13 protein-coding genes are annotated in these 18,551 nt (G+C 42.2%); 7 read left to right on the top strand and 6 right to left on the bottom strand.

Going from position 1 to position 18,551, the window contains the following annotated elements; translation table 11 throughout:
- Positions 1–12 precede the first annotated feature (12 nt).
- Genes ACYVNW_RS06455 through ACYVNW_RS06465 form a run of 3 tightly spaced genes read right to left on the bottom strand, consistent with a single transcriptional unit; the run spans position 13 to position 5,216 of the window.
- Positions 13–1,122 carry a phosphoadenosine phosphosulfate reductase domain-containing protein gene (locus tag ACYVNW_RS06455; protein WP_460679027.1) on the bottom strand — a complete coding sequence of 370 codons (1,110 nt, stop codon included), beginning with the start codon at positions 1,120–1,122 and terminating at the stop codon, positions 13–15.
- Positions 1,112–4,348: a hypothetical protein gene (locus tag ACYVNW_RS06460; RefSeq protein WP_460679028.1), complete on the bottom strand. Its 3,237-nt coding sequence runs from the start codon at positions 4,346–4,348 to the stop codon at positions 1,112–1,114. The genes ACYVNW_RS06455 and ACYVNW_RS06460 overlap by 11 nt, the downstream gene beginning before the upstream one ends.
- Positions 4,341–5,216, bottom strand: a complete 876-nt coding sequence (locus ACYVNW_RS06465) for a DUF4007 family protein (RefSeq protein WP_460679029.1) — start codon at positions 5,214–5,216, stop codon at positions 4,341–4,343. Before ACYVNW_RS06465 ends, ACYVNW_RS06460 begins: the two co-directional genes overlap by 8 nt.
- A gap of 836 nt (positions 5,217–6,052) precedes the next feature.
- Between ACYVNW_RS06465 and ACYVNW_RS06470 the strand changes: the two genes are divergently transcribed.
- The 4 genes from ACYVNW_RS06470 to ACYVNW_RS06485 all read left to right on the top strand — a co-directional run bounded on the left by ACYVNW_RS06470 (position 6,053) and on the right by ACYVNW_RS06485 (position 12,334).
- Complete coding sequence (locus tag ACYVNW_RS06470) at positions 6,053–6,472, top strand: hypothetical protein (protein WP_460679030.1); 420 nt, start codon at positions 6,053–6,055, stop codon at positions 6,470–6,472.
- Between the two features lie 157 nt (positions 6,473–6,629).
- Entirely contained in the window at positions 6,630–7,709 is a 1,080-nt protein-coding gene (locus tag ACYVNW_RS06475) for an efflux RND transporter periplasmic adaptor subunit (protein WP_460679031.1), read from the top strand.
- Between the two features lie 22 nt (positions 7,710–7,731).
- On the top strand, positions 7,732–10,908 hold the full coding sequence (locus ACYVNW_RS06480) for an efflux RND transporter permease subunit (protein ID WP_460679032.1): 3,177 nt from the start codon (positions 7,732–7,734) through the stop codon (positions 10,906–10,908).
- Positions 10,901–12,334 carry a TolC family protein gene (locus ACYVNW_RS06485; protein WP_460679033.1) on the top strand — a complete coding sequence of 478 codons (1,434 nt, stop codon included), beginning with the start codon at positions 10,901–10,903 and terminating at the stop codon, positions 12,332–12,334. The genes ACYVNW_RS06480 and ACYVNW_RS06485 overlap by 8 nt, the downstream gene beginning before the upstream one ends.
- 100 nt (positions 12,335–12,434) lie before the next feature.
- Here ACYVNW_RS06485 and ACYVNW_RS06490 read toward each other — a convergent pair whose 3' ends face one another.
- From ACYVNW_RS06490 to ACYVNW_RS06500, 3 genes are read right to left on the bottom strand one after another with little or no spacing between them, the layout of a single operon-like run.
- Positions 12,435–14,240, bottom strand: a complete 1,806-nt coding sequence (locus ACYVNW_RS06490; RefSeq protein ID WP_460679034.1) for a hypothetical protein — start codon at positions 14,238–14,240, stop codon at positions 12,435–12,437.
- A gap of 11 nt (positions 14,241–14,251) precedes the next feature.
- Entirely contained in the window at positions 14,252–14,911 is a 660-nt protein-coding gene (locus ACYVNW_RS06495) for a hypothetical protein (RefSeq protein ID WP_460679035.1), read from the bottom strand.
- Positions 14,912–14,945: 34 nt separating this feature from the next.
- Positions 14,946–15,374, bottom strand: coding sequence for an SPW repeat domain-containing protein (locus ACYVNW_RS06500; protein WP_460679036.1), 429 nt, complete (start codon positions 15,372–15,374; stop codon positions 14,946–14,948).
- Positions 15,375–15,748: 374 nt separating this feature from the next.
- Between ACYVNW_RS06500 and ACYVNW_RS06505 the strand changes: the two genes are divergently transcribed.
- The 3 genes from ACYVNW_RS06505 to ACYVNW_RS06515 all read left to right on the top strand — a co-directional run bounded on the left by ACYVNW_RS06505 (position 15,749) and on the right by ACYVNW_RS06515 (position 18,533).
- Entirely contained in the window at positions 15,749–16,477 is a 729-nt protein-coding gene (locus tag ACYVNW_RS06505; RefSeq protein ID WP_460679037.1) for an FRG domain-containing protein, read from the top strand.
- Positions 16,478–16,520: 43 nt separating this feature from the next.
- Positions 16,521–17,393, top strand: a complete 873-nt coding sequence (locus ACYVNW_RS06510) for a cyanophycinase (protein WP_460679038.1) — start codon at positions 16,521–16,523, stop codon at positions 17,391–17,393.
- 258 nt (positions 17,394–17,651) lie between these two features.
- Entirely contained in the window at positions 17,652–18,533 is an 882-nt protein-coding gene (locus ACYVNW_RS06515) for a manganese catalase family protein (protein WP_460679039.1), read from the top strand.
- The last annotated feature ends 18 nt before the right edge of the window (positions 18,534–18,551 follow it).

Genomic DNA, 18,551 nt, shown 5'->3' on the forward strand with positions numbered 1-18,551 from the left:
TATAATATTAGGTTAAATAAAACAACTTGCGCAACCTTCCTCTTCGGCATCCAGGATGTCTATCAATTTTCCGGACTGTTTTCGGTCTTTGGCAAGTGCTTGTTTGGTTAAAAAATCTTCTTTGATCTGTTTGATGCGCTCGGGGTTGATCAAATCTTCAAGGCGTTCATTTTGGTTCCAGGTGTAGCCATCTTTTTCATACTCCATTGCTAAGAAAAATTTAGCAGGGTTTTGTTCATAAAGCCATACCCATTCTATTTTTTGCTGAAAAAAACAGAAAAAGCAGCCCGAACGGCTGCGATTATAACTCCCGGTTTGTCCATTCACCTGGTATGGAATTTCTTTGTAGTATTGTGGGACGCCAACACCGCTTTCCTCTAAGATGCGGAAGATGTCGTCACGCACCAATACTTCTTCGTTATTTAACAGGGGAAAATCGCTTAGCGAAGCAACTGGGAAATGGGTGGATCTAAGCAGTTCGAATACAACATGATTAAATGGCTTAACACCAAGATCTAATAAATTTTTTACCTTTTGGCTTTGACCGTAAGAAAATGAAATTGGTGTTTCTACAATATCTAAAGCCCTCTTATACAAATTCGTCGGTAAATATTCTTTATAAAGCTTCCCCATATCAGCAATGTTGCTGTTAGCCATTGCTTTCAAAATAATTTCTTCACTCCAGATGTTTTTTCTGAATGGAAAAATAGACTGGACATTGGGTTTAGTTGAAATATAACCCTCTCTATCCTCGTCACCACGAATGCCGACATAGGAGATTACCGGTGTAGTGCCAATATAGGCTTCAAAGGGTTCGATCTTAAGTTTTTGCGTACACCAGCGCGTGTTTGACGATGGTAGGAAGCCGCCATATAAGCGATGATAATAATCAAAAGGGTTTTCTCTATCAGCAGTTGGGGCATAAAGTTTATGAACACTAACACCAAGTTTGGATTCCAGGTTACGAATCAATTGATACGTTTCATCAAGTTCCTTACCTGTATCGCATGTATAATATTCAATTTGCATTCCCGGATATAAGGTTTGCATATAGATTGCGAGCGCGGCACTATCTTTCCCCCCAGAAATCCCTAACACATGTCTTACCTGATTATTCTCCATCTTTTGCTAATTCCTGTTTGAGCATTTCCGCTAATATAGCGATTTTGGTAAACCGGTTCTCCCCTTTAAGTACAGACGAAATATTATGCTGAGCGTCGTTGAATTTTTGACTTTGTTTTTTGGGAAGTGTTACTACCTGCTGGCGAACTTCGCTTCCTGGTATGGTGATCTCAATCTTGAACGTTTCTTCTGAATTTAGTTGAGTTTGCTTCTTGCCAATGTCATTTAAGTTATCAAGCTCATGAATCAACTCTGGAAAACGGTCAAACAGCCGCATTTCGTCATCATCATTACTTTGTTCAAGTGGTTTATTGATAATCGATTGAGCAACCGATGAAAGCCATGCCTTACGATCTTCCAAAGGGGAAAATAGTCGATTATAAAAAGTTCGCTGATAGGGTAATAATAAATATTCTTTAAGGCCTCCTTCGTATCGTGTCCTGATTTTGGCTTTGTATTCGCTAAACGAAAGTGTTTCGCCCCATAAAGAGCAAATAACCAATTCAAAACGAGTGAGTAATTGCTCGTAGGCAGCCCTTAATTCGCGTATTGTTTGCTGTAACGCTTCCGTGAATTCCGTTAGTAACTCCGGTTCCTTGTTCAGTTGCACAAGATCAAAACCTAACGCAGCTGGAAAATCTTCAAAAAATAACCGCTCTGGGTCTTCTGCATCGGTCAGGGCCTTTCTGATCTTTTGACTGGAACTGCTGATGCGACGCGTATTTTTTGCATAACCATCCAAATCTTTGTAAAAGCGAATGAATGGTACGATGGTCTGAACAAATGCTTCGTTATCTGTACGCTCTCTTTGAGGCAGCTGTAACATTTCCCGGTACCGATTGAACATATTAATGCGAATACCGGCTACATCAAATGCTTTAATTGAGTAATCAGAAGGTTTTTTAACCAATAGCTCCAACATCTCCGCGTTAAGATCAGTGATATAACCATACTCCCCATAAAGCGCATAATCAGACCTTTTCAGAATTAGGTAGATTGGTACCCAAAAATCAAGGAACCCTTTTTTTAATTTGAAAGGTGCCTTGCTCAGTTGCTCATAAAGATCACTCACATTCCGTTTAACACCACGTGAATTTTCCAAGAACTGTTCACACGTTGCGAATAAAGGGGCGAATTCAAATGGGTCGGCCTGTAGATCGGGCTGTTGCAGTGACCAATAACCATCTGATAGTGCATGAATTCCTGTTTGTCTCAACAGGGAAAAGTAAATACTTTTTTGCGGTGGAGAACCTTTTATATTTAAGTCTTCTAAGTTCTCATGAAGGAACAAAGCTTGAAATAATTCTCGCCTTGCCGTTGAGATAGACGGCGAAAGCTTAGTTTTATTAGCCAATTCACTACGAAAAATCGGAGTGCTATAGTAGATATCGCCACAAATTTCAGACAGTTTTTCGTTAAAGCGTCTGCTATGTACGATGGTTTGGTCTTCTTCACCTAGATAGAACCAACGAACAATAGCAGGATTGAAAAAACTGTTCATCACATAGTGGTTCAACAGATTACGCTGCCTGTCAATAATCGCATCTAATTCTTTTTTAGCAATCCTGTCATTCTTATGCTTCTCCCTGGCAATTTCTGCCTTTTCAATCTCTTCAATCAATTCTTTGATTTCAGACGTATTTTGGTAATGACCATATAAAATGGCTTCCCGTCTCTCGCCTGAAATACGTATCATATCATCATCCGTTAACAGATCATTGAAAACGAGGTTAATGAATCCGTCTATCTCTCCCTGAGGGAGTTGGGATATGTAAGGATTATCGGAAATTTTAAATTGAAATACCCGAGGTGTACCTTTATCAAAGTAAGCCCGTTTGGCTGATACCGTAGGGAAGTTAAAATAAGTGCTTAAATAATTTACTACATCATTAGCACGACTTACCTCAGCAGCAGCGCTGGAAATGGCCACATCAATATCCACATCACTTGCTTCGTACAGTGTATATCGAGCCGTGCGTTTATAATAACGGATGATAAAACGCTGTATTAAATCGTCAATTGTAGTTTCTCCGTCAGTTGTATTTAAAACACCATCCAAATAGGAGGTCAAGAAGGTTTTATCTATTCGCGCGCTACCTGGTAAGAATATCTGCATCATACCTATGGTTTTCACCGCTGCTTGATAAGTCGCTTGTTTCGCAAAATCAAACTCTCCGTCAACCCGCTCTAGCGCATTACGGATTTCTGCCCAATAAGTATAATCCGGATTGGCTTTCGACTGTAAAAACGAGTTAAAATTATAGTTCAGATAATCATAAACTGCGTTAAGCCCATAAAAATTAGCCTTGCTGGATTGAAAATCTTTAAGGTCAAAATAATTGTCGCCATTAAGAAAGCTAAATAACGAACGTTCATTTTGACCATAACGCTGTAAAGCTTGTGCTAACACCGCTGCAGCAAGAATATCCAAGGGATATAACTTAGCAGCTACCTCAGCATTAAAAAAATCCCGCAATGGATATACTTTAGCATCAACGATAGCCTGAAAGGTGCGTTCAAATGCCGTATTCACCTCTTGAGGGATTGCCGAATTCAGTCGCTGACTTGCTAAATAAAGCAATTGCTCTACAGGTTCATTAAAAGTAATCTCTTTAAAGCGCCCTTTTACCTTAACCCATTCATTGCGCTGTAATTTAGATAAATGGTGAGCATATCCCGCAAAATCTTGATGTAAAGTGGTCAAAAACATGACCTCTGAATCACCACTATTGACCAATTCAGCTAATTGCTGAATAAAATAAAGCTCTTTCTCTGGTTCGTGTTTGGCAGCATACTCTAATATTTTACCGAATTCGTCGAACATCAATATGACCACCTTGCCTTTTACATTCTCGTTTTTGACCAACGACAGGAAATCCTCTAATAATTGCTGCGGCTTAAACGAAGTAGAACCGATCATTTGGGCAAACTGAGCTATGAAAGAATCATACTCGCTTACCGCTTTAAAAAAAAGATAATCCTTTAAGTCTGACCACGAACGTGCTTCATAAAAAAGCTTGTCGCCCAATAAATGTTGGGTAATAGCCGACAAAAACGAAGATTTACCTGTTCCGTATGCGCCGATTAAATTAATTGCGCGTTGACCTAAACGGTAGTTACTTGCCAACATGTCAAAAACTTCCTGGACGTTAGACGTCAAAAAATATTGGCTTAGGTCAAGTTCCTGGGTGATAATGTTAATTGAAGGTGAAAAATGATTACGCATAGTATTCCTCCAATATCTGCCATTTATCAAGTCGGCTTTTAAGTTGAAGAACCTGATTTCCGGCGGTTTGGCTAAAAGTCAATTCACCATCATATTGATGGGCCAATTCTCTAAGTTGTTCTTCTAAACCTTTTTCAGACATCCGGAAAATTACGCCTGGGCTGTTAGGGGCTTCTAACAGATCACTAAATGAAATACTTTGACTTTCCTCACCAAAGCGATCAAGTATCGTGAAAAGCAACACAGCACCTGGCAGATCGTACCGCGTTTGGCGACTTACGCGATACCATTGCACCAGTTTACCTTCAGTGTTTTCTTTATAAAAATCACTAAGTAAGTTCAATTCCACTAATAAATTAGCGGTTTCATCTTCTAAATCGACTTTACCATCATTTGAACGCAGATATGTACGCAGCAAAACATTGGCATCTGAATCATATGTCTTGTCGCTAAATAGACGCAGTTCTTCTGCTTCTGTTTTGCGTTTCATAAAACTGATTAAATGTTCTTTGGTAAATTCGCTACGTTCTTTGGAAAATTCATTAAAAAAACTATTAAAAATGAATAATTTCTCATTCTTAATAGCCGAATAATGTAATAGCCAAAGCGATGCAATATCTTCTAAAAAGGGGTCTCGATTTGCAAAAAGAAAATTACCCAATTGCGTAATTTGTTGTTGTTCGCGGTCCAAAATGTGAAACCCTCGCATCCAAAAACTAATGGATGTCACCATGTTCTTACCCACTCCAAGCCGAACGACCGCATCCTCCTGTGTGAAAGAACGGCCTTCCATAATATAGTCATAACCTTTTTTTAACCAAAAAGTTCGACAAACAAAAGTCTCGTGGCCTGAGAAGCCTATTTTCATATTTACTATCCTCTAAAACTGCCTATCAAGAACAAAGCTATCCAATTTCCATCAGAGCATGATGCAGGATTTACTAACATAGAAAAGTGCAGCAATAATATTGTGTACAATTGCTGATTATCAGCCTTTTCTGTGTTAAAAAAAACTGACTACAATTGACGTATAGAAAGTATTTTACGCATTGAACTCGGCTTAGGTTAAATTAATTTTTAAATATACAACAATGTAATTATTCGGCAAGGTAAAATGTTTAATAGAGAAAGCCTCCGATGAATCGATTAAATTATACTAGTTTATACCCTTTTAATGATCAAACAGTTAGAGGAAGAAAAATCATAGCTTAACCGGCAACATATTGAAAGCAAACGTCACAGTAAATTTCAAACCAATTACCCAATCAAACAACAGGCAACTTTCATCGGTAAATTTTAAAAACATTCAACATTGCATTGATTTTCCGCTGTTTTCATCGGTTTGGTGACAGGTTGGTAACGGGATAGCATTAACTCACTGATAATCTGCGCTACTTCACTTTCTGTATCGGTAAGTAAGATAGTCAAAGTTATTACGACCGGTTTTTTCTAACGTTAGGCATTTACTCATTAAAATCTTTGAAGTATTTAACGTTATCATCTTAAATCATAAAATGGTGATAATTCATTTGATTATCTTCACTAAGGGCTCTCAACTCGATGATAACTAAGAAGATAATAATTTATCATCTTAGCAATAATATTAAATAATAGCTATCAACATCATATACCATTTCAAACTTCATTAAAATATCATTAAAAATATTTGATAATTTCTTTTAATGTGTAGTTTTGACACCGGATGTGAAATGGTTTGTAAAATTTTTTCTATCGTTATATCTCTTCCTTCTGGGCATATACAGTCATGCATATGCTCATTACAGCCAGCGCGATAGCAATAACTATACTCACCAACAGGCCGTACAATTTGCTCACCCCGGCTCGTCTAAAGGTTATGCACTACTTAGCATAAAACCATCTCAATCGGGCTTCAAAACCCACAGGGCAAAATTTAACACCACAGACGATGATGATGAAGATGACGAAGAAGTTGCTCCTGTAAAGCGAGCAACAGATTACGGTCCCTGCATCTCCACTTATCGCCATTTATACGTTTTCCCTAACCGTTTTACTGACTGCTATACAAATACGGCATTGCTCGGCGAGCAGCGCTTTTATAGCAGCATTCAGCGGCATATCATTCTTCGCGTCATCAGAATTTGATGTAACCATCAGGCAGGCTTTACTACTGCTGCTACCCTCCCTTTTATCATTCATTGCAAACCCGTAGGCGAAGCCTGCGCGGTGCTGCCTTTGTGTAATTACATTTTCACAACTTAAATTTCATCAGGAAAAATATTCCTGTTTGTATCAGATTTTTATGAAGCAAACTCTCATGCTATTGGGCTTGTGTGCACTATTTTGCTACACCAGCTGCAAACCCAAAGAAGAAAAAAACGAAGACAATTCTAAATTATTAGTTACCACTCCGTTAAAAACCGACACCTCCAATGTCAATGAATATGTGGGCCAGATTCATGCCATAAGGCACATTGAACTGAGGGCCCAGGAACGTGGTTACATCCAAAAATTCTATGTAGATGAAGGCCAGTTTGTAAAAAAAGGCCAGTTATTGTTTCAAATTATGTCCAGGTTATATAATGCAGAAACGCAAAAATCGCAGGCGGAAGTTAACCTGGCTAAAATTGAATACCAAAATACCAAGCGTCTGGCTGATAGCGACGTTGTTGCGCCCAATGAACTTGCTATGGCAAAATCAAAATTAGAAAAAGCCAAAGCCGAACTTTCCTTAAACCAGGTACACCTACAGTTTACTTCAATCACGGCTCCATTCGATGGTATTATTGACCATTTCTCGGTGCGCCCGGGCAGCTTGGTTGAAGAAGGAGATTTGATTACCACCTTGTCTGACAATAGCCAGATGTGGGTGTATTTCAATGTCCCGGAGGCCGAATACCTGGATTATAAGGCAAAAGCCAAAGATGCCAAACCGGTAGTAAGCCTGGTGATGGCCAATCACCAGTTATTCCCTTATACCGGCGTAGTGCAAACCATCGAGGCCGATTTTGACAACGAAACCGGCAACATCCCGTTCAGGGCTACCTTTCCTAACCCGGACAGGTTACTGCGGCATGGCGAAACAGGTGATGTAAAAATGGTGGTGCCTTTGAAAAATGCATTACTCATTCCTCAAAAAGCCACATTCGAAGTATTGGATAAAAAGTATGTGTTTGTTGTAGATAAAGATAACCGCGTAAAATCAAGGCAAATCACCATCGGGGCAGACATGGAAGACGTGTATGCTGTAACTGCCGGCCTGTCGGCAAATGATAAAATCTTACTCGAAGGCCTGCGCAAAGTGAAGGATAATGACAAAATCACTTATGATTTCGTGCAGCCTCAGTCAGTAATAGACAAGTTGAAGTTACCAGCAGAATAGTTAAGAACTTAAAAGAATCACCATGTTTAATAAATTTATCAGGAGGCCGGTGTTAGCCATCGTGCTTTCTGTGGTCATCATATTTATGGGTGTACTGGCAATCAAAACGTTGCCGGTATCTCAGTTTCCATCCATAGCGCCGCCTATGGTTGTGGTAAGCGTTGCCTATCCGGGTGCAAGCGCGAATGTACTGGTTGAGTCGGTTTTAATTCCGATGGAAAAGGCCATCAACGGCGCTCCCGGCATGAAGTATATGACTTCTGATGCTACCAGTGCCGGCGAGGCCACTATACAGGTTATATTTGATTTGGGTACCGACCCCAACCAGGCGGTAGTAAACGTTAAAAACAGGATTGAGCAGGTAACCAACAGGTTACCCGAACTGGTACAGCGCGAAGGTATTGTGGTAAATTATACATCACCCAATATGCTGATGTATGTGAACCTGTTTAGTAAGGATACCAAGGCCGACCAAAACTTTCTATACAACTTTGCCAACGTCAACATTATTCCGGAGTTAAGCCGACTTTCGGGTGTGGGCAGCGCCAAAATTTTGGGCAGCCGGCAGTATGCCATGCGTATCTGGTTGAAACCCGACAGGATGCGTGCTTATAATGTGTCTACCGATGAGGTGATGCAGGCGCTCGGTCAGCAAAGTGTAATCGGTTCGCCGGGCCGGATCGGGCAAAGTTCGGGTAAACGCTCGCAGTCGCTTGAGTATGTACTCACCTATCAGGGGCGATACAACAAGCCCGAGCAGTATCAGAACGTAATTATTAAAGCCAAACCCGATGGCGAAGTGCTTTATCTGAAAGATGTGGCCGACGTTGAGTTTGGAAGTGAATTTTATGATATCTATTCTGACCTCGACGGACACCCATCAGCTGCCATCACGCTTAAGCAAACTTATGGCAGTAATGCAAGCGATGTAATTAAAGAAGTAAAAGCCAAACTGGAGGAAATCAAAAAAAGCTCGTTCCCCGCAGGGATGGATTACCAGATTAGTTATGACGTGTCTAACTTCCTGGATGCATCGATTGAAAAAGTAGTACATACGCTGGCCGAGGCATTTGTGCTGGTGGCTATAGTGGTATTCTTATTTTTAGGTGATTGGCGCTCAACGCTTATTCCAACCCTTGCCGTACCGGTATCATTGGTTGGGGCATTCTTCTTTATGCAGATGTTCGGGCTCACCATTAACCTAATTACCTTATTTGCCCTGGTGCTGGCGATTGGTATTGTGGTAGATAATGCCATTGTGGTAGTTGAGGCGGTACACACTAAAATGGCCGAGAAACATCTATCGCCATTTAATGCCACCAAAGAAGTACTGCACGAAATTAGCGGCGCCATCATTGCCATTACGCTGCTGATGACTGCGGTATTTGTTCCGGTGGCATTTATGTCTGGCCCTGTAGGTATTTTCTACAGGCAGTTTTCAATTACCATGGCCACCTCCATTGTAATCTCGGGTTTTGTAGCACTCACACTTACCCCTGTGCTCTGTGCCATGATTTTAAGGAACACGCATGGCCAGCCCAGAAAGAAAACACCGATTAACCGTGTAATTGATGGCTTTAATGCCTGGTTTGAAAGATTAACCGGACGTTATACCAGCTTTATGCAAAAAATTGTAACCCGGCGTTCAGTCACTTGGGGGTTATTGATTGCGTTCTGCGCCGGTATCTGGCTTACGTCAAGTACGCTGCCCTCAGGCTTTATTCCCAACGAAGACCAGGGGCAGATTTATGCAATCATTCAAACGCCTCCCGGCTCTACCCTGGAAAGAACCAACGATATTGCCCACAAGCTGCAGGCCATTGCCGAACATGTGGACGGTGTACAATCGGTTTCGGCCCTGGCGGGGTACGAAGTACTAACCGAAGGCCGCGGCTCAAACTCAGGTACGTGTTTAATTAACCTGAAAGACTGGTCGGACAGGAAACACTCGGCGCAGGAAATCATTGAAGAACTGGAACAAAAGGCCAAAGCTATACCAGGGGCTACAATTGAATTTTTCGGTCCGCCTGCTGTACCAGGTTACGGCGCTGCCGGTGGTTTCTCATTACGGTTGCTGGATAAAACCAACACCGGCGACTATAAAGAACTCGGCCGGGTAAATGATGATTTTATGGCAGCCTTAAGAAAACGCAAAGAATTAAGCGGCTTGTTTACCTTCTTTGCTTCCAACTATCCGCAATACGAGCTTGAAATAGATAATAAGGCGGCCATGCAAAAAGGTGTTTCAATTGAAACAGCCATGAACAACCTTTCTATTTTAATAGGTAGTACTTATGAGCTTGGTTCCATCAGGTTTGGTACCTTCTTTAAAGTATATGTTCAATCGTCGCCTGAGTACCGCCAGCTTCCCGAAGATGTTTTGAAACTCTACGTGAAAAACAACCGGGACGAAATGGTACCCTACTCTGCCTTCATGAAAATTAAGAAAACCCAGGGATTGAACGAGATCACCCGTTATAATATGTACCCTGCTGCGGCTATCAATGGTGCGCCTGCAGCGGGCTACAGCAGCGGCGAGGCCATCAAAGCCATACAGGAGGTTGCCGAAAAAACACTGCCCCGTGGTTATGATATCGACTGGCTCGGCTTATCAAAAGATGAAGTAGCCCGAGGGAATGAAGCACTTTATATATTCATTGTGGTGCTCGCCTTTGTGTACTTTGTACTGGCCGCCCAATACGAAAGTTTCATTATTCCGCTGGCCGTAGTGCTATCCCTGCCAATTGGTGTATTCGGTGCCTTTTTGCTCATTAAATTAATGGGCCTGTCAAACGATATTTATGCACAGGTGGGCTTGGTAATGCTGGTGGGCTTGCTGGGTAAGAATGCGGTGCTGATTGTAGAGTTCGCGGTTCAAAAACGCCAGCAAGGCGCATCCATTGCCGAGGCAGCCATTGAGGGCGCAAAAATCCGCTTCCGCCCTATTCTCATGACTTCCTTCGCCTTCATTGCCGGTTTAATTCCGCTGCTGTTCGCAACTGGGCCCGGGGCAATTGGTAACCGTACTATTGGTTCATCTTCTGCCGGTGGTATGCTGCTGGGAACGGTATTCGGGGTAATCATCGTACCGGGCCTGTATTACATATTTGCCAAACTGGCTGATGGCCGAAAACTGATTAAGGATGAAGATGAAAGTCCGTTAACTGAAGAAATTGAAGAAATTGAGCACCATGTTTAAACAAAGCATAAATAAATATATAACTCTGGCTTGTGTTTCGGTAGCTTTTGCCGCCTGTAAAATTCCGGCATTAAAAGGACGAAATGAAAGCAAAGCGATACCTGCAAGTTACAATAACTTGCAGGATTCCACCAATACGGCAAAGCTTAACTGGAAGAACTACTTTACCGACCCGTACCTACAGGCGCTGATTGATACCGCTTTAAAAAACAATCAGGAATTAAATATCACTCTGCAAGAAATACAAATTGTCCAAAGTGAAATAAAGGCACGCCAGGGCGAATACCTGCCATTTGTAGGCATAAAAGCAGGCGCCGGTTTTGATAAGGTAGCAAGGTATACCAACATTGGCGCACTGGAAGCCAATACGGAGATTAAGCCCGGCAAGGAAATGCCCGACCCGCTGCCCGATTACCTGATTACCGCACAAGCCAATTGGGAGGTGGATATATGGCACAAACTGCGTAATGCCAAAAAAGCGGCCGTTACCAAATATCTTTCCAGCATTGAGGGGAAGAACTTTGTAGTCACCAACCTTGTTGCCGAAGTTGCCAACTCCTACTTTGAGCTGTTAGCGCTGGACAACCAGTTGGAAATTGTAAATCAAACCATACAAATTCAAACCAATGCACTGCGGGTGGTACGTATACAACAAGAGGCAACAAGAGTTACCAAACTGGCCGTACGCAAGTTTGAAGCCGAAGTGTTGAACACCAAAAGCCTTCAGTTTGATATTAAACAAAAGATTACAGAAACTGAGAACCGTATTAACTTTTTGCTGGCCAGGTATCCACAGCCTATTGCAAGAAATGATAGCAGCTTTAACAGCCTGGTGCCGCAGGTGGTGCAGGCAGGTATACCGTCGCAGCTGCTCTCTAACCGGCCTGATATTAAACAGGCTGAGTTAGATCTGATGGCGGCCAAACTGGATGTTAAAGTAGCAAAAGCCCAGTTTTACCCTTCGCTTAATATTTCTGCCGCAGTGGGTTACCAGGCGTTTAATCCCGCCTATCTGTTCACAACGCCTCAGTCTATATTGTACTCGCTCATCGGGGAAGTAACTGCACCACTTATCAATAGGAACGCAATTAAGGCCACTTATTATAGTGCTAACGCCAAACAGATTCAGGCGGTGTATAATTACGACCGAAAGGTGCTGAATGCTTATATAGAGGTGGTTAATCAACTTTCCAACATTAATAATCTTGAGAAAACTTATGATTTGAAATCGCAGGAAGTTCAGAAACTCAATGAATCGATTGGTATATCCAATAACCTTTTCCGGTCAACCCGGGCAGATTACATGGAAGTACTGTTAACTCAACGCGATGCATTGCAATCAAAGTTTGAGTTGATTGAAACCAAGATGAAACAAATGAATGCCGTTGTTAACGTTTATCATGCATTGGGCGGTGGCTGGAATTAACACAAACCTATAGGTTACACTCATTTCAATAACTACATAGCCCTTCAACTAACGTTGAAGGGCTATGTAGTTAACAGCGGGTGCCGGCAGCCTTAATAGTTTAAGATTTGTTTCTGTCTTTAACACCCTTATGAGGCTTTACAATTTTGCGCAGCAACTTCATGATCAAATTCCCATCTGATTTTTTCTTCTTCTGGTCGAAGCCTGTAGTTGCGGATGTCATGCCATCAAGCGAACATTTCCACAATAGCTCAAAAAAAGATTGGTGCTGGTCCCTGGCTACGTTAATCGGCCCCTGCCTGAATTTGCCGTTCTTCTTTGGATTGTCATTAGGCATAAAGGTGTTGGTAAGGAAAGACAGAAATCCACGCCGTTTCAGTGTATCTGTTTTATCATCCCGCTTTAGCAGGTTTACCTTTAAATTGGTATAATATAAATCCAGATGCCCTTTAGCCTTATATCGGTTGGCATCTATATGCATGTACATTTTGTTAATGTTGGCCGATTTTACCTCAATTTGGGCCAATGGTTTTGCCAAAGCATTTAAAGCCCGCCCATCCATTGCCCCCATGGTAGTGGTATTGCTAAATGCCCCGTTTGCACTGGTGAGGTTAAATTTATAAATGGTGAGCAAATTGCCAGCACCCATCATGAGTGCCCTGGTACGGGTTATAGCATAGGGATTGCGTTTTTTAGCTGCTGTATTATTGGTGATGTTGGTAAAAAGACCATCCATATGTGTCATGAAAAGTTTGGAGGTTTCTTCTGATTTTCGCGCTGCGATAACGAATTGAAAATACCCGTTGTGCATGCGCATTGTATCTATGGTGATATCAAACGCGAGTTTCTGCAATTTTTGATGCGGGTAAGCATCCGGCCTTAACGGGCGTTTACCTTTTGGCCAGTGATAGTTGTTATACACTTCTACCCAAGAGCGGCCGATGGTAGTATTGCCAATGTGAAATTGCTGGCGCCGCAAAATACGTTCGATATCAATATTCCGCATCACCACCCGGTCAAACGACATTTGAATGCGATCCTTATCAAACTTTACAGCTTTGTAAAATGCAGTACGGCTCAGGCGGGGCATCAAGGAAAAGTGGGCGATAGAAAGCAATTTTTGCGCCGGTGAAAACAGCATGTTTTCGAAATTCACATGGTACAGGCTATCCGGGGTAGCTATCCTGAACAGGCTGGCTTTGATATATAAAGCTTTGCCTGCATTCGTGGTATCAGCTTTTCCGGCGGCGGCATGGTCAAAACTAAAATCATTGATCTTTACATTCCAATGCTCAAAGGTGGTGCTTTTCTCCCTGCCTTCATTTTGGTTTACGTAAGTGAACAGCATATTGGTAAGAGCCATTTTACGCACGGCGGTAATCTGCATCAAATCGCCAACTATTTTAAGCAGTTTTGAGGGCTGGTGCGCTGTTCGTGGTGTATCATTAAACGGCAGCCTGCGGTTAACAGCACGTATAACCGGGTGGCGCATCACCATGCTTTCAACAGTAAAGCGGCGGCCTTCCGGCATTTTTTTAAAACCGAAGTTATTGATGACTAATTGCTCTGCCTGAATATGCCATACCATATTAGGCGCTTTATGCGCTTTTACCAACCTGTGGTAAACCGCAGTATCGGGTATCAGTTTAAAGTTGGTAATGAGGCCCCGGCCCGAATCGATATTAAGATTGAACTGGTCATACTCAATGTGATAAAGGCTATCGCTGGCCTCTGTTATCATTTTCTTGAGCTGGTCGGTAAGTAAGGGCTTGGCAATCTTACTATGCGGGCTGGCCAAATCCTTTTTAAAATAATGCCACCCAAAATAGCCGCCTGCCAGCAGGACTACCAATATGCCTGCTACCCAAGCCCAAACCCTTCCTTTACCCGACCGTTGCTCACCCATGTTCTGATAAGCTATCTGGAACTGTTAGCCGGTATCAGCCCATCCTTCTCCATTTGGTCATGAATCGATTTTACATAACCTTTCAGGAAACTTTCTACACTGCTGGGCTCGTAGGTTTTGGATTGAGCCGCCCATATCAAATCCTCCGTATGGGCATCGTATAAATTGGTTTCCAGATAATACACTTTGGATTGGTCGTAGTAACCCGGTGAGTACACATACGGGTACCAATTGCTGTAATAATTCCAAAAACGGCCATAATAACCGTAGCGCAGGCCCGGGTTATAATACCCACCACCTGTGGGTATATATCGGCTTTCAGTTTCCTGCCTTAATAAGGCAACAGTTAAAATAGCATCAGCGCCGGTAGATTGTATACGCTCTAACACCAATTCGCGCCGCTGGCCGGTTTGGGTACTGAAGTTTGGCGGAAACACATCAGTGCTCTTTTCAACCCGTAAACCACGTTGCTGTAATTGTTGTTGTAAACCGCTTTCTACTTGCTGCTTAAGCGGAATATTGCTGGTAAGTGCCGCAATAAACACATTGTGATACCTGGCGGCAGTAGCGTTGGGTTTACGCCACGAGCCGGTAATCATGGTAGAGGTGCCGCAGGCAGCAATCAATAAGATGATTGCCGACACAGATGCCATTTTGAATTTTGTTTTCATGGGTAGTTGTATAAACGGTGTACGGTGTACAATCTTAATACTCAGACCTGCCCCTGGAATCGAGCAGGCTCAGGGGCTCGAGGTAAGGCGAACTTTGGGTAAACAAGGAAGATAACATCACAAACAGGCCTATTAACAAATGAGGCCATACCAACTCGTGATAGAAACCATACAAAAAAGGAAGAACTGCCAGTATAAAGCCTGCAAGTACATCAAGCGTTAAGTGCAGCTGCATGGGCACTACTTTGAATGCCCCCATAGGGTAACGGGTAAAAAGCGACAAAATCAATTCCAACCATCCGAGTATAATAGGTATAAACAAAGCGGCCGCATTACGAGTGTCTGAAAAGCCAAACAACCAGGGTGAAGCGATTAGTAATAAACCTGTTAGGTAATCAAGTATGCCGTGTACCTGAACTGGAAGAAAGCCTTTTACGGCTTGAGATTGTGCATGAGTGTTCATAACGTGTATATAATATTTAACAAATAAATGCGTACAGAATGTAGATGTATGTAGCAGGGCATAAACCAGCTAAGTTATTGTCTGCAAGTTGTATAAGTAACTGCTCATATATAAAACCATCGCCTTTGATAATCTTAACATGAAGCGCAATCCACTGTTTTACTAAAAGTTAAAATTATTAATACTTATTTGATAAAGCGTACTTATCATGCTTTCCACCAGACATCGACACTCTGCATAATGCGTATTAATACCCCTCATCAAGTATTTATACTTTCGCTTTGTCATTTCTACTCAACTTAAACTTATAATTAAACACTTCTGCCTGTTCATTCATTTACATTAAGTAATAATCAATTATACACCGGTTATTAATGAAAGAGGTTGAAGTAAGGTCGATTGAAGAATATCTGAAGCTGATTAAGCAAAGCAAAGCCGACAATGTAAAAGAAGGGCATTACCTGGATTTTCTGTTCAGGGGGCAATTGGATGATTATACGCTGATCCCGAAAATTAGCAGGTTGCAAGCTAAAGGCAACTTACTGGATGTGGAACAGGTGCTGTTGCAGGAGTTTAAACGCACTAACCCACTGCTCATTGAAGCCCATCAGCCCATGGACGATTGGGATTACCTGACGCTGGGGCAGCACTTCGGCCTGCCTACCCGCCTGCTCGACTGGTCATACAATGCACTTACGGCTCTATGGTTTGCCACCGGCCATTACGACCCCGAAAAGGAATCGGCACATCCCTACTCGGTGGTGTGGATTCTGATGCCGCATGAAGATGATTTTTTGGCCGGTATTGAGCATGTTCATCCTTTTGATGTGCCGGTTACCAAAATTGTGAGGCCACGTATCATTAAGCAGCGCATCAACAATCAGTCGGGTGTATTTAGTGTGCCGTCTTCACAAGAAGTGGTGAACAAAAAAGCAATGAACGAAACTGACTCGTATCAGCAGAAACTGATTAAGGTTAAAATTCCATGCAGTAAGTTTTTAGATATACGTACAGATATGGATACGCTGGGTGTAAATGCCTATACTATTTTTCCGGAACTGGAAGGGCTTTGCACTTACCTGCAATGGAAATACTTTGAATGATATATAATTACAAGTCAACTATTTATAAAACTATACACAAGCAATGATGGAGATAAAAAACGATTGCCCGGTACCAAATGGCATCTTAATGATTATTGGAGGTGCTGAAAATAAAGGCGACGAAGCGAAAAACAAAGAAAGGCAACCCGAAGCCCAAACTATTGAAATGGAGGTATTGAATTGCTTTGTTACTTTGCTTGATAAGCCCAACCCACATATTGAAGTGATTACATCAGCAAGCTCTTCAGAACCTGAAGAAACCTTTAAAGAATATAAAGCCGCTTTTGAAAAATTAGGTGCGGGCACCGTTAACCATATTCACCACGACAAACGTGAGGAGGTGAAATTGGATGAAGTGCAGGAAAGGCTGACAGCGGCGCAAGGCGTTTTCTTAGCCGGTGGCGATCAGTTAAAACTTACCTCAGTTTATGGCGGAACGGATATGTTGTTGTTATTAAAGCAGCGCTATATTCATGATCGGCTGGTGATTGCGGGTACAAGTGCCGGTGCCATGGCCATGTCAACCCCAATGATTTACCAGGGTGTAGGTCGCGATGAAATGATTGCGGGCAATGTTAAAGTTACTACCGGACTTGAGTTTTTACGAGATGTATGTATTGATACCCACTTTGTAAACCGGGGGCGCTTTGTGCGTATGGCCCAGGTACTGGCCACCAACCCTACATCTATAGGTTTAGGTATTGAAGAAGACACCGCTATAATTATTAAAGAAGGACGTTTGGCTGAAGTAGTGGGCTGTGGAGTAATCATCATGATTAACGCTCACCAAAGCCATGGCAGCAATATTGCCCAGGCAGATAAGGGAGAAATGCTAACCATACGGGGTTTACAAGTAGATATCCTCTCGAAAGGAGAAACATTTGTTATTCCGGAGATCAATCCACCGCATAAATAATTCTTTTTAAAATTCACAAAAATTTATCTTCAAAAGCCATCGATATATTAACCAAAAAGAAATATTATTTAAAATAATTAAAACTCATATCTCCGTTAGAAGTTATTCATTCAAACAATGCAATAAATTATATCCGATACAAACTAAGAATAGTGTTTATGGTGGCGACTATTGACTGTAGACATAATCTTCCCTTTTTGCTGTTCAGCTTAACTCAAAAAATATCTTTTTAACCATAAATTTAACTAACAGCTAACTATGTTTTATCATGACAAAAAGCTACAGTACGAGGTACGTGTAGACAAGCCAAACCCGGCGTTTGCCAAATTACTGCAACAAGCCATCGGTGGTATTGAGGGAGAAATCAGGGTATGTTTACAGTATTTGTTTCAAGCCTGGGGTAGCCGTGGCCCGGTCAAATACCGCGATATGCTATTGAACACCGGTACTGAAGAAATTTCACATATTGAAATGCTGTCTACTGCCGTAGCACTTAACTTGGAAGGCGCTACGCACGAGTTGAAAGATAAAGTAGCCGGCGAAAACCCAATTGTAAGCAGCATTTTAGGTGGTATGGATCCACGCCATGTGCTATCATCAGGTCTGGCAGCTATGGCTGTTGACAGCAACGGTGTACCGTTTAACGGTTCATGGGTGGTGGGCAGCGGTAACATTGCAGCCGATATGTATGCCAACGTAATGGCCGAATCAACCGGCCGTGTATTGGCTACCCGTTTATGGGAATTAACCGATGACAGCGGCATGAAAGACATGCTGGCCTTTTTAATTGCCCGCGACACCATGCACCAAAACCAATGGTTAGCTGTAATTGAAGATTTAGGTGGCGTGAAAGCTAACCTGCCTATTCCGAATACCTTCCCGATGAGTGACCAGGTACGTGAGTTTGAATATTCGTTTGTATCTACAGATATCAATAAACCTGCAGCGCCCGATGCCCGCTGGGCAAGCGGCCCATCAATTGATGGCAAAGGAGAATTTAAATATGTGCATGCACAGCCATACGGCGAGGAACCAAAATTAGGTCCGCCGGATGTAAAAGGCTACGCCCAGGAACAACAGATGACCGGCGGCGCAGATAAGGGTCTGCTGGAAAACATCAAGGACACCATTATGCCATAAGGCGCTCTTAACAAAACA

The organism is Mucilaginibacter koreensis (assembly GCF_054783355.1).